Origin of the sequence: Demequina aurantiaca (assembly GCF_000975135.1) — a bacterium.
GTDB lineage: Bacteria > Actinomycetota > Actinomycetes > Actinomycetales > Demequinaceae > Demequina > Demequina aurantiaca.
This window is the reverse complement of record NZ_BBRF01000001.1, coordinates 1,544,951-1,559,700: the sequence shown is the minus strand read 5'-3', so window position 1 is coordinate 1,559,700 and position 14,750 is coordinate 1,544,951. Positions and strand designations below refer to the sequence as shown.

The window sequence follows — 14,750 nt, the reverse complement described above, 5'->3', positions numbered from 1 at the left end:
TCGAACCCTGGCCGCATTTGAGCCGAGCCGGCGTCCCACCCGTGGGGCGCACGTAGTGAAAGGCAACACGCATGACCGACCCCTCGACGCCCGCAGGACCCCACGAGGACAGCGACACCCCTCGCGACGGCAGCACTCCAGAGGAAACCGGCACGCCGGGGCAGCCGGTGGAGTCGCACTCGCCCACGGGACCGCAGTTCAATGTCCCTGACAACGACTTCGAGTACCGCCCCACCACGCAGGCGACACCCACGGTGTCGCAGTCCCCCGCTGCGGACGGCTCCTCCCCCGCGCCTGTCGCCGCGACTCCTGCACCCATGCCGTCACGCGCCGCCGGGACTCCCGGCCCCGTCGCCGAACCCGTGACTCAACCCGTGGCTGAACCCGCCCCTGAAACCGTCACTACGGCGGAGGAGGAAAGCGAGCCAGCGCCGGCCCCAGCATCGGCTCCCCTGACGGAGCGCTACGTCGCGGTCACGCTCGGGCTGGTTCCGGTGGCGCAGCGAGAGTTCGCCGAGCCGGCCCTGCGCGCGGCCATCGAGGACGAGATCGAGCACCGCCACGACCAGTTGCTGGGTGAGGAGGGGATCACCAAGAGCGACATCGAGGTGGATGTCCTCGAGGAGATGGGAGATCCCGAGCAGGTCGCAGCGGCCATGACCCACCGACCCAAGGTCCTGGTGGGCGCCCGCTTCTACGTCGACTACAAGCGCATACTGCTGTGGGCCCTCGCGATGGTCATCCCGGTGTCCGCCGCGCTGGCAATGGTCTCCACCGCACAGGAGAACGCGGAACTACGGCCGATGATCGAGCACGGCTTGGCCGTCGCCCTCACCGCCGCGGTCTACGCGGCAATGTGGGTCACGCTGGGCTTTGCCATCGCGGAGCGGGTGGCTCGCCATCGCTCCGAGGTCTCGAGCGCGGACTGGACTATCGACCGCCTACCGACGCCCGCACGCACGGTCATCTCCACCTCGCAGACGGCCTTCGCAGTGGTCATGTCCCTGGTGGTCGCGACCGCCATCATCCTGCAGCAGCTCGACCCCTCGCTCTTCTCGGACCAGGGCGAACCGGTGACGTTCTTGAACCCCGACCACTGGCCCCTCGCGTGGAGTGCAGTGGTGGTGTTGCTGGGGATCAATGCACTGGTCGCCATCGGCCGCCACGTGCGTGGCTATTGGGCCATGCGCGCCGCCTTCGGCAACCTCGCGTTGCTGACCGGGATCTACGGCCTGCTGGCATGGATGCTGGTCGACCACTCGCTGCTCAACGACGCCTTCTTTGACCAGGTGGGCTGGCCGAGCGACAACCTTCCGCCGGCCCAGATGGAGGATTGGGCCGCGATTGCGATGGCCGTGTTCTGGTTCATCGGTGTCACGCTGGGCTTTGTGCACGCCTTCCGGGCCCGCGCAAAGTCCTAGCGCGCGACGCTTCCAGGCGAGGCCTTACCCGGGTAGGGCCTCGCCAGCAGGACGATCACCGCGACGACGGTCAACCCCACCAGGGGGAGGGTGACGAGCCCTCCAACATTTGCGAGGTCGCTGTCCGACGCCTCGTACGCAAACGAGGAAAAATCCCACGCGGCGTGCAGCAGCATGGCCCAGATCAGCGAACCGGTCACACGCCGGGTGACATAGAACGCCGAGCCGAGGAAGAACACGATCACCATCTGAGAGATGGTGGCGCTCACTCCTTGGCCCACGAACGCGTTAATCGCGTGCAACAGGGAAAAAAGCACCGTTGAGATGAGCCACACGAGGCGCTCGCCAAAGCGTGCGCGCAGGCCGACGAGCATCACTCCCCTGGTCACCAATTCCTCGGAGAATCCCACCAGCAGGACGCCGACGGCGAGGTTGAGTAACAGGTCCGACCCGACGTTGCCCCAGTCCGTGGCCACCAGGCTAAAACCGATGGGCAGGAGTAGGAGAAGGGGAAGTGCGATCATCCACTTGGGCGCGGTGCGCCCCTCCACCATGGCGGGCTTCCACCACCCCAGGTAGGTCGTCGCCACCACGAGCAAGACGGCACCGGCGCCAATGGGAACAATCAGGGCATCCCGAATGGTGGCCGCGGAGTCCGAGATGGCCAGGTAGTCGACGTCGTTGATCTTCCACAGCGTGAAAACCACACCCACATACGTGACGAAGAGAGCAATCGGGATCCAGGCCCGAGGCTGTACGCGCATCGACGTGAGTGTCACGGGCTACGTGCGCTTCTGCGCTTGGTCCTTGAGCAGGAACTTAGGCAGCAGCCAGGCCGCGAGCGCCGTGATGGCCCACACCAGCAGCGTGGCAAACACCCACGCGACGATGCCGCTGATGCTGAGGCCCTCGAGGAACAGGTCGGTGAGCAACAGCGCCACGAAGGTGGAGACCACCCCCACCAAGCCAATGAACCCGTCCGCGTACTTGCGCGCGGCCTTAAGAATGAGCGGCGCCAACAGCGCCTGGAGCACCGCGAAGATGATCGCGACAAAGACCAGGCCCTCGAAGGTGACCTCGAAACCGTCGACAATGAGCGACGTCACCCATACGGCGAGCGCGGCCGACCCCACGAAGATGGCGGCACGGATGAGGAATCTAATCATGCAGTGGAGACTACCCCTGCTGACGTATCACCGCAGGTTCATGACTACTTGATGAGCGATGCGGTTACTCGCTGCCGCGCGTCACGCGGTTCCAGGCATTCACCACCGCGATGATCTCCACGAGGGAGCCCAGGGCCTCGGCATCGAAATACTTGCCGGCCTCGTCGCGAGTCTCGATCTCCAGCCCGCGCGGGTAGTCGGTCAGCACCTCCGCGAAGCGCAGCGCCGCGGCCTCGGCCGGGCTGACCAGGTCATCGCGCATGAGCTTGACCGGGCGTGCAAGCGCGCTGATCAGGTGCGTGCTCGCACCAAGTGAGGCGAGCTGCTCGGAGTGCAGGCGGATGCAATACGCGCAGCCGTTGATGTAGGAACACCGCAGTCTCACCATCTCGCGGACCCGCGGTTCGACGCCCTTGCCGATGCGCGCGTCGAGGCTTTCCATGGCTTTGAGGAACTGGGGTCGCATTGTCGCTTCGCTCACTGGTTGAGGCTAACAAGAACTTCTGACTTTTCAACCAATCCGACCGCCCCCGGCGCACGAATCATTCACGTACCTCGCCTCACACTCAATGCCCCCGAGTGTGGGGCGGGGGCACCCGGCCGCGGAAGCCCGCGACCGCATCGGCCGCGTGAAAGGAGCCTGATCATGAGCAATCCTCATGGCCGCAGGCCCCCGAATCGCGGGGACGACGGACCCCTGGCACGAGCAACACGAATCGCCGCCATGTCCGAAAGGTTGGATCTGGGCCCCCGGGGTGCTTGGATAGGTGACACGCGATGAGTGTCGCCGTTCTCGAGTACCGAAAGGTGGGCATGGAACCCAGCCAGCACCTGCGCGCTGTTCCCGACAGCCCGCCCACGGTTTCGCGACACGCACCGGATCCCGCATCGGCGCAGCGCCTTGACGACCTCCTGGTCGCCTCCGGTCGTGGCTCCGCCCAGGCTTTCGAGGGCGTGTACACGACCATGCTCAACCAGGTGTATCGCCTGGCATTGCGCGTGGTGCGAGACCCAGGCATGGCCGAGGACATCGCTCAGGAGGCCCTCGTCGAGGCGTGGCGCAAGGCTCCTACGTTTGAACCGAGCCGGGGCTCCGCAAAGTCGTGGGTACTGACTATCGCCCACCGGCGCGCCGTGGATCGCGTTCGCCGGGAGCAGCGTCAGCGCCAGCAGATGGAGGCCGAGGCGGCCGTCGCCGAGCGCGAGGCCACACCGGCCGAGCAGGACGCCGTCGTTGAGCGTGACTTCGCCGAGTTCCAGAACGCACGTGTTCGAACCGCGGTAGCCACGCTGAGCGACAAGCAACGCGAGGCGGTAGAACTTGCCTTTTACCAGGGGCAAACGCACGTGGAAGTGTCAGAACAGCTCGGCATTCCGCTGGGCACAGCAAAGACCCGCATCAGAGACGCATTGACCAAACTGCGCGACGCATTGGAGGAGGTGTAGAGCCATGAACGATTCACAGGAGTCCATCCACGACCTGGTTGGCGCGTACGCGCTCAACGCCATCGACGACGCCGAGCGCGTCACGTTCGAGGCCCACCTCGACGAGTGCGCCCAGTGCCGCGAGGAGCTCGCCAGCTTTGGCGACGTGCTCGACGCACTTGCAGACGATGCCGACGACCAGGTCCAGGCCCCGGCCGGCCTCGCCGACCGCATCGGCGCGCAGATTGCGCTGACCCCTCAGGTTGCCTCTCCGTCGTCGACATCCGGCGTCACCTCCGACGACGTCGACCATCTCGATGGCGCGACCGTGGGCGGCGCTCCCGTCAGCGACGGCAACACCGCAGACCTTCCCCGCGTCGAGGCCGAGATCAACGACACCTCCGCGCAGAGCGCGAACGTGGTGTCCTTTGACCGCGCCGTCTCTGCCGATAGCCCCAAGACCTCCGGGGAGCGCACGCACGCCGACCCCGTTGGCCGGCGCTCGCGATTGACCATGATGCTCGCCACTGCGGCGGCCACCGTTGCGGTGGCTGCGGTGGGAATCGGCTTCCTGGTCTCGAACGGATCGCCCGACTCCAACATTGCGGCGATCGACGCGGTGCTCACGGCTCCCGACGCACGCGTCATCGACCTCGGCGTAGGCGATGCGCAGATCACCGTCTCCGACGAGGCCGGCGGCTTCGCGGCCACTGGCACGGCACCAGACCTGCCCACGGGCGAGGAGTACCAACTGTGGATGGTGAACACGGATGGCACGATCTCCGCTGGCCCCACCTTCGAGGCCGGCGACTTTGAGACCGCGGTGCTGGCCGACATGTCCAGCGTGACCGCGATCGCGGTGTCCGTGGAGCCCGACGGTGGCTCACTGCAGCCCACCACGGACCCCATCGCGGCAGCCGAGCTCTAACTGGCTCCCGCCCAGCTCCCCTGCCGCCCAGCTCCCCACTGCCCCTCCCCACTCCCCACTGCCCCTCCCCGTATTGGTCCGATTTCGCACGCTTATGAGGGGTCGGGGCGCCCTGCTGGTCCGATTCCCACCGCGACCCAAGTAGCCAGGCCGGTAGGCGCATCGGCCGACGTCTGAAAGAATGACCCCATGACTTCGCGTATTCCGGAAAAGGCCACCGTCGACGGACTCGAGGACCGCTGGAACGCGGCCTGGGAATCCCAGGGCACCTACCGCTTCAACGATGACGTGACGCGCGAGCAGGTGTACTCGATCGACACTCCCCCGCCGACCGTCTCGGGCTCGCTCCACGTCGGCCACGTCTTCAGCTACACGCACACTGACGTGATCGCGCGCTTCCAGCGCATGCAGGGCAAAGAGGTGTTCTACCCGATGGGCTGGGACGACAACGGCCTGCCCACCGAGCGCCGCGTCCAGAACTACTACGGCGTCCGATGCGACCCGACCCTCGCGTACCAGGAGGGCTTTGTGCCCCCGCACGACGGCGGGGACGGTAAGTCCGTGCGCGCCGCGGACCAGCAGCCCATCTCGCGCCGCAACTTTATTGAGCTGTGCGAGCGGCTGACCGAGGAGGACGAGAAGCAGTTCGAGGCGCTGTGGCGCCACCTGGGTGTGTCCGTGGACTGGTCACTGACCTACCAGACCATCTCACCGTCCTCGCAGGCCGTCGCGCAGCAGGCCTTCCTACGTTCGCTCTCCCGCGGCGAGGCATACCAGGCCGAGGCACCCACCCTGTGGGACGTGACCTTCCGCACCGCCGTGGCGCAGGCCGAGCTCGAGGACCGCGAGCAGCCAGGTGCGTATCACCGCCTTGCATTCGAGAAGGCGGCCGATGCTGAGGAGGCCACCGGCTCGTTCGATTCGGTGTACATCGAGACGACTCGCCCCGAACTGCTCCCCGCATGCGTCGCCCTGGTCGCGCACCCCGATGACGAACGCTACAAGCCACTCTTCGGCAAGCACGTGCGTACCCCGCTGTTCGATGTCGAGGTGCCGGTGCTGGCGCACCACCTGGCCTCGCCCGACAAGGGCTCCGGCATCGCGATGATCTGTACGTTTGGCGACATCACCGACGTCACCTGGTGGCGCGAATTGCAGTTGCCGACGCGGCCGGTGATGGGTTGGGACGGGCGATTCGTGTCCGAGCCTCCTCAGGGGCTTGAGACGCCCGCAGCCACGGCCGCCTACGCGGAACTCGCCGGAAAGACCGTCTTCTCCGCGAAGGCTCGCATTATCGAGATGCTCACCGAGGCGGACCTGATCGAGGGCGAGCCGCGCAAGATCAGCCACCCGGTGAAGTTCTTCGAGAAGGGCGACAAGCCGCTCGAGATCGTCACCACCCGCCAGTGGTATATCCGCAACGGCGGCCGCGATGCAGACCTCAACGCCGAGCTGGTCGCGGCCGGCAAGAACGTCGACTTCGTTCCCGACTTCATGCGCGTGCGCTACGAGAACTGGGTCAAGGGACTGACCGGAGACTGGCTGATTTCGCGTCAGCGTTTCTTTGGTGTGCCCATCCCCGTCTGGTACCGCGTCGACGGCGACGGCAACCCCGACTTCAACTCGCCCCTGGCTCCTTCCGAGGACATGCTTCCCGTGGACCCGCAGGCCGACGTGCCCGCAGGCTTCGACGAGTCGCAGCGTGACCAGCCCAACGGCTTCACTGGCGAGAAGGACATCATGGACACGTGGGCGACGTCTTCGCTCACCCCTCAGATCGTGTGCGGCTGGCGCGACAACCCAGAGCTGTTCGCGAAGACCTTCCCCATGGACCTGCGCCCTCAGGGCCAGGACATCATCCGCACATGGCTCTTCTCCACCGTGGTGCGCTCGCACCTCGAGCACGGCGAGTTGCCGTGGAAACACGCGGCCATCTCAGGCTGGATCCTGGACCCCGACCGCAAGAAGATGTCCAAGTCCAAGGGCAACGTCGTCACCCCCATGGGGCTGCTCGAGGAGCACGGCTCCGATGCTGTCCGCTACTGGGCGGCCTCGGCTCGCTTGGGCACGGACGCGGCGTTCGACACCGGCATGATGAAGATCGGCCGTCGCCTCGCGATGAAGGTGCTGAACGCCTCCAAGTTCGTGCTGGGCGCGACGGGAATTTCGACCGCCGCTGACTCATCCCTTGAGGCCGGCGTTGAGGCCGCGGCTCACGTGACCGGGGGCGCCCTGCGCGGCTCGGGTGACGCGGCCAACGACGCTGTGCCCGGCATCGTGACTGAACCGCTGGACCGCGCCATGCTCGCCGGCCTGGCCGAGGTGGTTGACGCCTCAACCAAGGCGCTCACCGCGTACGACCACACCAAGGCGCTCGAAGTTGCGGAGACGTACTTCTGGACCTTCTGTGACGACTACCTGGAACTGGTCAAGGCGCGCGCGTACGACGGCGCGGCTCCTGGCGAGGCCATCGATCCCTACGCGGACTGCTCGCGTGAGGCGGCCTCGGCACGAGCGGCATTGACCATCGCGCTCGAGACGTTCCTGCGCCTGTTCGCCCCCGTCCTGCCCTTCGCGACCGATGAGGTGTGGTCGTGGTGGCGCGAGGGTTCGGTGCACCGTGCTCCGTGGCCCGTCGCGGAGCCCCTGAGTGACGCGGCCGGCGCCACGCACTCCGCTGGCGCTCCCGACCCCAAACTCATCTCGATTGCCGGCGCCGCCCTGGCGACACTGCGCAAGATCAAGTCCGAGGCCAAGGTGTCACAGCGCACCGAGATTGCCTCGGTGGATCTGCTGGTGCCTGCGGCTCAAGTTGCTGCGGTCAACGCCGCCAAGCCAGATCTCATGGCCGCCGGTCGGGTCCGTGCCATGCAGGTCATCGACGCGGTCACCGCGCTGGAGCCCGGCGTGGATGGCATGCAACCGGAGGATGGTAGCCCCGACGAGATTGCGGACACCACCGTGATGCGTACGGAGAACGCGGAACTAGTCCAGGACTAGCCTCAGCCAACTCCCCCGCCACCGAGCCTCCCTAGCGGTCTGGGTCTGGAGTTGGGGCAGGGTCTGGGTCTCCTATTGGTCCGATCTCGCACGTTTTGGGGCCTCCGTGCGCCCTATTGGTCCGATCCAGCACGTGGCGAGCCTAGGCAGCAGGACTACGGCTGGCGAGAATCGCAAGTAGACGTTCACGGCACCACTGCGGTCTGTCGTGCAGGTCCCGATAGCTAAAGCGCACCGTCTGAATTCCGAGTGATGCCAGGTCCGCATCGCGGCGTAGGTCGCGTTGCCAGAGGTCCGTTCCAGAGTGGAATGAAGCGCCATCCGTCTCGACTGCGACGCGCGTCTCCTGGTCGTACATATCGAGCCGATACTCCCTGCCGTGTGCAACGACTCGATGCTGCCTGACAAGCCGATCGAAGGGCTTGCCTACAAAAACTCTTTGGGCCGCGTGCCACTCAAGATAGCTCTCAGCCCCCGCAGCACACTGAGCAACCGTGCGCAGCAATGCCCGACGGCCTTTCACTCTCGGCAAGGTATCAACGGCCTCGACAATCGCGGTCGAGCTCGCTCTTCCGGTCGCCATCGAACGCGCCACCACGCTGACCCCTACGTCAGGAGCGCACTCACCAAAGCCTTGGCAAATCGCGATCTCGGTTGGCACCACCGACCAACGCCCTACGTGCTGAACTGGCGCGTCGTAAGTCACTCGCCTCACTCGCACCCACCCGGGACGCGCACGCATGCGTCGTTCATGCCACACCACCACCTCGATCCGCGGTGGTTCCTGATCCAGTACGCCATGCAGATAGAGAGCTGCCAGCCCGCCAACGGCACTCGACGGCCCTGCCCATAAGATGGCCGCATCCACGCGCGTCTGGAAGGACGCTGCGTGAGTTGATCCGGCGTAGACATTCGGTGCAAGTCGCGTGACATGGCCGGCCTCCAGACCCGCCCGCAACTGTCTGCGGCTGAAGATCGCTTCCAACTCGGCGGCGCTGTACGCCTGCCAGGTTGCCCGGAGCCAGGTCGCCAAGTCTTGGCCCGGTGTAGGGATGTTGAGTGCTCGCAAAGTGACCATCAACCCAGTGCAGTACTGACAACGGCATTCGGCGCGTCAAGGCTCCAACCTGTGGACAGGCGCAATGCACGTGCACGATGTGCACATCAGTCTCGCGGACGACAGATCTCGTGTCATATCGGACCAACAGCGCGCAGAGACCGCTGAGAGCGTGCGAAATCGGACCAATAGCGGGTTGAGGGGTGGGGCCGAGGTAGCGGGTTGGGGGTGGGGCGAACCCCGCCGGGCAGAACTAGGCAAGCGGAACTAGGCAGGCGGAACTAGGCGGCGCCTGATTCTTCTATCTGCTCCACCGAGCGAGCCACGAAGGCCGGGGTCACGCGGTTGAGCACCACGTCGCGCGTGACTAGCACGCTGCCGATGTCTCCGCCGGGGACCTCGAACATGGTGTCCTGCAGGACCTCTTCGAGGATGGCACGTAGCCCACGCGCACCCGTGCCGCGCTCGAGCGCCTGCTCGGCAATAGCCGCAACGGCTCCCTCGTCGAACTCCAACTCGACGTCGTCCAACTCGAACATGCGCTGGTACTGCTTGACCAGGGCGTTCTTGGGCTCGGTGAGAATCCCCACCATGGCGTCCACGTCGAGCGGCGAGACGGTCGCGATCACGGGCATGCGGCCGATGAACTCGGGGATCAGGCCGAACTTGTGCAGGTCGGCCGGCGTTACGTGGGAGAACAGATCCGAGTTGTCGGCCTCCTTCAGCGAGGCACCGAACCCAATTCCCTTGCGACCCACGCGCGACGAGATGATCTCCTCGAGGCCGGCGAACGCGCCTCCCAGGATGAACAGCACGTTGGTGGTGTCGATCTGGATGAATTCCTGGTGGGGGTGCTTGCGCCCACCCTGCGGCGGAACGGAGGCCGTCGCTCCCTCGAGAATCTTGAGCAGCGCCTGCTGGACACCCTCACCGGAAACGTCGCGTGTGATGGACGGGTTCTCCGCCTTGCGCGCGACCTTGTCGATCTCGTCAATGTAAATGATGCCGCGCTGAGCCTTCTCGACGTCGTAGTCGGCGGCCTGCAGCAGCTTGAGCAGGATGTTCTCGACATCCTCACCCACGTAGCCCGCCTCGGTCAGCGCGGTGGCGTCGGCGATGGCGAACGGCACGTTGAGCATGCGGGCCAGCGTCTGCGCGAGATAGGTCTTACCGGTTCCGGTGGGGCCAATAAACAGCACGTTGGACTTAGCGATGTCCACGCCGTCCTCGGTGGCCTTAGCCTCACCTGCGCGCACACGCTTGTAGTGGTTGTACACCGCGACGGACAGCGCGCGCTTGGCCTGGTCCTGACCGATGATGTATTGGCCCAGGAAGTCGAAGATCTCGCGTGGCTTGGGCAAGTCGGTGAATTCTGCCTCGACCGCCTCGGCAAGCTCCTCCTCGAGGATCTCGTTGCACAGTTCGATGCATTCGTCGCAGATATAGACGTTGGGGCCCGCGATGAGTTTCTTGACCTGCTTCTGAGTCTTGCCGCAGAACGTGCACTTCAGAAGGTCACCTGTGTCGGTGGGACGAGTCATCGGAAAAGCTCCTTTCGCGCCCTCAGCTGCAGCGCCATCTTTACCAGGCTACAGATGCCCCCTGACACGCGCCTGCCGACTCGCCGCTACGTTTCAGGCGAGACACATCACAGATTCGGAACCCGCGCCCCTTTGGATGGGCCCAACGCCGGCCGATGCGCCGCCCACCTCCCCATGTACCTCCCCATTCGGGTAAGTTTCCAGTAGGCACAAGACCACGCGCAACGCATCCGGACGGAGATCCCATGACCGCCACTTTAGGCCAGCACACGGCAGACTCTCACGACCTGATCCGAGTCCGCGGCGCCCGCGAGAACAACCTCAAGAACGTGGATCTGGAGATCCCCAAGCGCCGGCTCACTGTATTTACTGGCGTGTCCGGCTCCGGCAAGAGCTCTCTTGTCTTCAAGACCATCGCCGCGGACTCGCAGCGCCTCATCAACGAGACCTACAGCGCGTTCTTGCAGGGCTTCATGCCCACCCTCGCCCGCCCGGACGTGGACTCCCTCGAGGGCCTTACCACCGCGATCATCGTCGACCAGGAGCGCATGGGCGCCAACTCGCGCTCCACGGTCGGCACCGCGACGGACGCCAACGCCATGCTTCGCATCCTCTTCTCCCGCCTGGGTGAGCCGCACATCGGCTCCGCGCAGGCCTTCTCCTTCAACGTCGCATCGATGTCCGGTGGCGGAGCATTCACCACGGAAAAGTCGGGCAGGACAGTCAAAGAACGGTCCAGTTTCTCCGTCACGGGAGGCATGTGTCCGCGCTGCGATGGCATGGGCGAGGTCACCGACATCGATCTCGCGGAACTCTACGACGATCAGAAGTCCCTGGCAGATGGCGCCATCACCATTCCCGGCTACACCGCCGATGGCTGGGCCGTCCGCCTCTACTCCGAGTCCGGTTTCTTCCCCGCGGACAAGCCCATCGGCGCCTTCACCAAGAAGCAACTCAACGACTTCCTATACAGGGAGCCCACCAAGATCAAGATCGGCGGCATCAACCTCACCTACGAGGGCCTGATCCCCAAGATCCAGAAGTCCATGCTGTCCAAGGACCGCGACGCGATGCAACCGCATATCCGCACGTTCGTCGACCGTGCCGTGACCTTCCAGACCTGCCCCGAGTGCGACGGCAGCCGCCTCAACGAGGGCGCGCGATCGTCAAAGATCAACGACACCAACATCGCCGATGCGTGCGCCATGCAGATCACCGACCTCGCCGATTGGGTGCGCACCATTACGGACGATGCCGTGGCTCCCCTGCTCGTCACGCTCCAGGAGCTTTTGGATTCCTTTGTTGAGATTGGGCTCGGTTACCTCTCCCTGAATCGCCCGGCGAGCACGTTGTCCGGTGGCGAGGCGCAACGCACCAAGATGATCCGCCACCTGGGGTCCTCACTCACGGACGTCACCTACGTGTTCGACGAACCCACCGCCGGGCTGCACCCGCACGACATCGAGCGCATGAATGCCCTGCTACTGCGCCTGCGCGACAAGGGCAACACCGTCCTGGTGGTGGAGCACAAGCCGGAGACCATCGCGATAGCCGACCATGTCGTGGACATCGGCCCCGGCGCCGGTACGGACGGCGGCGAGATCTGCTTTGAGGGCTCCGTGGACGGACTGCGAGCCTCGGACACCATCACCGGCCGCCACCTGGACGACGCCGCCGACACCAAAGAATCTGTCCGCAAGCCCACGGGCGCCATCGAGATTCGCGGCGCCAACTCGAACAACCTCCAGGACGTCGACGTCGACGTCCCCCTGGGCGTCCTCACCGTCATCACCGGTGTGGCCGGCTCCGGCAAGAGCTCGCTCATCCACGGCTCCATCGCCGCACAGGACGACGTCGTCGCCATCGACCAGGGCGCCATCAAGGGCTCGCGGCGCTCCAACCCCGCGACGTACACCGGCCTGCTCGACCCCATCCGCAAGTCCTTCGCCAAGGCCAACGGGGTCAAGCCCGCCCTGTTCAGCTCTAACTCGGAGGGCGCGTGCCCAGTGTGCAATGGCGCCGGCGTGATCTACACCGACCTCGGCGTCATGGCCACCATGGAGACACGCTGCGAGGAGTGCGAGGGCAAGCGGTTCCAGGCCGCGGTACTCGAGTACACGTTTGGCGGTAAGAACATCTCCGAGGTGCTCGGCATGTCCGTCGCGCAGGCGGAGCAGTTCTTCCAGGAACCGGATGCCAAGACCCCCGCCGCCCACACCATTCTCAAGCGTCTGCACGACGTCGGCCTCGGCTACATCAAGCTGGGCCAGCCCCTCACGACCCTGTCCGGCGGCGAGCGTCAGCGCCTCAAACTCGCCACCCACATGTCCGAGAAGGGTGGCGTCTACATCCTCGACGAGCCCACCACCGGCCTGCACCTCGCGGACGTGGACCAGCTGCTTGGCCTGCTCGATCGCCTCGTCGACTCCGGCAAGTCGGTCATCGTGATCGAGCACCACCAGGCGGTGATGGCGCACGCCGACTGGATCATCGACCTGGGCCCCGGCGCTGGCCACGACGGCGGCACCGTGGTCTTCGAAGGCACGCCCGCGGACCTCGTCAAGGACGCCTCGACGCTCACCGGCCAGCACCTGGCCGCCTACGTCAAGAAGTAACGCCCACACGGCCGATGCCACGGTCACCCGAGCGCGCAGCCCCGTCACGGCATCGGCTTGGAAAGAGAAAGGGCGGTCCGGGCCGAAGCCCGAACCGCCCTGCCCTATTGAGTAAGTCTTAAGATTCGATGCCCTCGACTGCCTTGACCTTGCGGCTCTCCAGAACCTGGTCGACGAGGCCGTACTCCTTGGCCTCGGCTGCGGTCAGGAAGCGGTCGCGCTCGATGTCCTCGCGGATCTTGGACGACTCCTGACCCGTGTGGAACGCGAGGGTGTCCTCGAGCCACTCGCGCATGCGAATCATCTGCTCGGCGTAGATCTCGATGTCCGAGGCCTGTGCGCGCGAGCCACCCTCAATGCGAGGCTGGTGAATCATCACGGACGCGTTGGGTAGCGCGAGGCGCTTGCCCGGGTGTCCGGCGGCGAGCAGCACGGCAGCTGCCGAGGCGGCCTGGCCGAGGCACACGGTCTGGATCTGCGGCTTGATGTACTGCATCGTGTCGTAGATCGCGGTCAACGCGGTCTGCGAGCCACCAGGGCTGTTGATGTACAGCGTGATGTCGCGCTCGGGGTCCTGGGACTCGAGCACCAGCAGCTGCGCCATGACGTCGTCCGCGGAGGCGTCGTCGATCTGCACGCCGAGGAAGATGATGCGGTCCTCGAACAGCTTCGCGTAGGGGTCCTGGCGCTTGAAGCCGTAGGCCGTGCGCTCCTCGAAGGTAGGCAGGATGTAGCGCGATGAGGGGCCGGCGGGTGCCGCTCCGCCAAAGTCGCCAGCGGTGCGACCCGCAGCCTGAATGGCCTGGTATTCGTTGGTCACTTCTTGCCTCCCTGCGACGAGTCGCCAGCATCGGCCGCGTGCGTGATGACGCCGTCGATGAATCCGTATTCGAGTGCTTCCTGGGCCGTGAACCAGCGGTCGTGGTCCGCGTCCTTGGTGATCTGCTCGACGGTCTTGCCGGTCTGCTCTGCGGTCAGTGCCGACAGCGTCTTCTTCATGTGCATGATGAGCTCGGCACCGATGCGGACGTCGGTCGTCGTGCCGTAGATGCCGCCGGACGGCTGGTGCATCAGCACGCGGGCGTGGGGCGTCGCAAAGCGCTTGCCCTTGGCACCGGACGCGAGCAGGAACTGCCCCATCGATGCCGCCATACCCATCGCCACGGTGGCGACGTCGGGCTTGATGTACTGCATCGTGTCGTAGATCGCCATGCCAGCGGTGATCGAGCCGCCGGGGCTGTTGATGTAAAGGTAGATGTCCTTGTCGGGGTCCTCCGCGGCCAGCAGCATGAGCTGCGCGCAGATCGCGTTCGCGTTGTCGTCGCGAACCTCGTCCCCGAGCCAGATGATGCGCTCGCGCAGCAACCGGTTGAAGATCGAGTCGTTCAGAGCCATCCCGGCCCCGTCACCCCTCGCGGTGATCTCTTGTGACGTGTTGTCGTTCACGTGTGTCCTCCTATAGAGCGTCTTGTGAGACAGTAACGCGACCCACCCCCCGTCCGATGCCCATTTGGGCCTGGTTTCGCTACGGGGTGAACGTTTTTGCGCCGATGCCGGGGTGGGCACCCCAATAGGCCCCACCATGGCGCTGGGTAGC

At 65.4% G+C, this 14,750-nt stretch carries 12 protein-coding genes; 5 read left to right on the top strand and 7 right to left on the bottom strand.

The genetic code is table 11. From position 1 onward, the window contains the following. Positions 1–71: 71 nt before the first annotated feature. Positions 72–1,421, top strand: a complete 1,350-nt coding sequence (locus AOP73_RS07065) for a hypothetical protein (RefSeq protein ID WP_061964190.1) — start codon at positions 72–74, stop codon at positions 1,419–1,421. Here the strand turns inward: AOP73_RS07065 and AOP73_RS07060 are convergent. From AOP73_RS07060 to AOP73_RS07050, 3 genes are all read right to left on the bottom strand, one after another. Then, on the bottom strand, positions 1,418–2,185 hold the full coding sequence (locus AOP73_RS07060) for a CPBP family intramembrane glutamic endopeptidase (RefSeq protein ID WP_152650567.1): 768 nt from the start codon (positions 2,183–2,185) through the stop codon (positions 1,418–1,420). The genes AOP73_RS07065 and AOP73_RS07060 overlap by 4 nt on opposite strands. 18 nt (positions 2,186–2,203) lie before the next feature. Next, entirely contained in the window at positions 2,204–2,587 is a 384-nt protein-coding gene (locus AOP73_RS07055) for a phage holin family protein (RefSeq protein WP_061964186.1), read from the bottom strand. A 64-nt stretch (positions 2,588–2,651) separates the two neighbouring features. Then, positions 2,652–3,068 (bottom strand): carboxymuconolactone decarboxylase family protein, encoded by a 417-nt coding sequence (locus AOP73_RS07050; protein ID WP_152650566.1) that lies wholly within the window; start codon positions 3,066–3,068, stop codon positions 2,652–2,654. Between the two features lie 296 nt (positions 3,069–3,364). Between AOP73_RS07050 and AOP73_RS07045 the strand changes: the two genes are divergently transcribed. From AOP73_RS07045 to valS, 3 genes are all read left to right on the top strand, one after another. Then, on the top strand, positions 3,365–4,033 hold the full coding sequence (locus AOP73_RS07045) for a sigma-70 family RNA polymerase sigma factor (protein WP_236683524.1): 669 nt from the start codon (positions 3,365–3,367) through the stop codon (positions 4,031–4,033). A 4-nt stretch (positions 4,034–4,037) separates the two neighbouring features. Continuing rightward, entirely contained in the window at positions 4,038–4,940 is a 903-nt protein-coding gene (locus tag AOP73_RS07040) for an anti-sigma factor (protein ID WP_061964182.1), read from the top strand. A 189-nt stretch (positions 4,941–5,129) separates the two neighbouring features. Further along, the gene (gene valS, locus AOP73_RS07035) at positions 5,130–7,940 is read left to right on the top strand and encodes a valine--tRNA ligase (protein WP_084626623.1); all 2,811 of its coding nucleotides are present in this window, start codon (positions 5,130–5,132) and stop codon (positions 7,938–7,940) included. 142 nt (positions 7,941–8,082) lie between these two features. On the opposite strand, the gene AOP73_RS11765 is transcribed toward valS, so the two are convergent. Both AOP73_RS11765 and clpX read right to left on the bottom strand, forming a co-directional pair. Beyond that, entirely contained in the window at positions 8,083–9,018 is a 936-nt protein-coding gene (locus AOP73_RS11765) for a DUF559 domain-containing protein (protein WP_084626622.1), read from the bottom strand. 260 nt (positions 9,019–9,278) lie between these two features. Beyond that, a complete protein-coding gene (gene clpX, locus AOP73_RS07025; protein ID WP_061964178.1) occupies positions 9,279–10,538 on the bottom strand; it encodes an ATP-dependent Clp protease ATP-binding subunit ClpX in 1,260 nt (419 codons plus the stop codon). Between the two features lie 245 nt (positions 10,539–10,783). Here clpX and AOP73_RS07020 point away from each other — a divergent pair, with 245 nt between their 5' ends. Next, positions 10,784–13,153: an ATP-binding cassette domain-containing protein gene (locus AOP73_RS07020; protein WP_061964176.1), complete on the top strand. Its 2,370-nt coding sequence runs from the start codon at positions 10,784–10,786 to the stop codon at positions 13,151–13,153. Between the two features lie 118 nt (positions 13,154–13,271). Here AOP73_RS07020 and AOP73_RS07015 read toward each other — a convergent pair whose 3' ends face one another. Both AOP73_RS07015 and AOP73_RS07010 read right to left on the bottom strand, forming a co-directional pair. Beyond that, positions 13,272–13,952: an ATP-dependent Clp protease proteolytic subunit gene (locus tag AOP73_RS07015; RefSeq protein ID WP_236683557.1), complete on the bottom strand. Its 681-nt coding sequence runs from the start codon at positions 13,950–13,952 to the stop codon at positions 13,272–13,274. 17 nt (positions 13,953–13,969) lie between these two features. Continuing rightward, the gene (locus tag AOP73_RS07010; RefSeq protein ID WP_061964930.1) at positions 13,970–14,548 is read right to left on the bottom strand and encodes an ATP-dependent Clp protease proteolytic subunit; all 579 of its coding nucleotides are present in this window, start codon (positions 14,546–14,548) and stop codon (positions 13,970–13,972) included. Between the last annotated feature and the right edge of the window lie 202 nt (positions 14,549–14,750).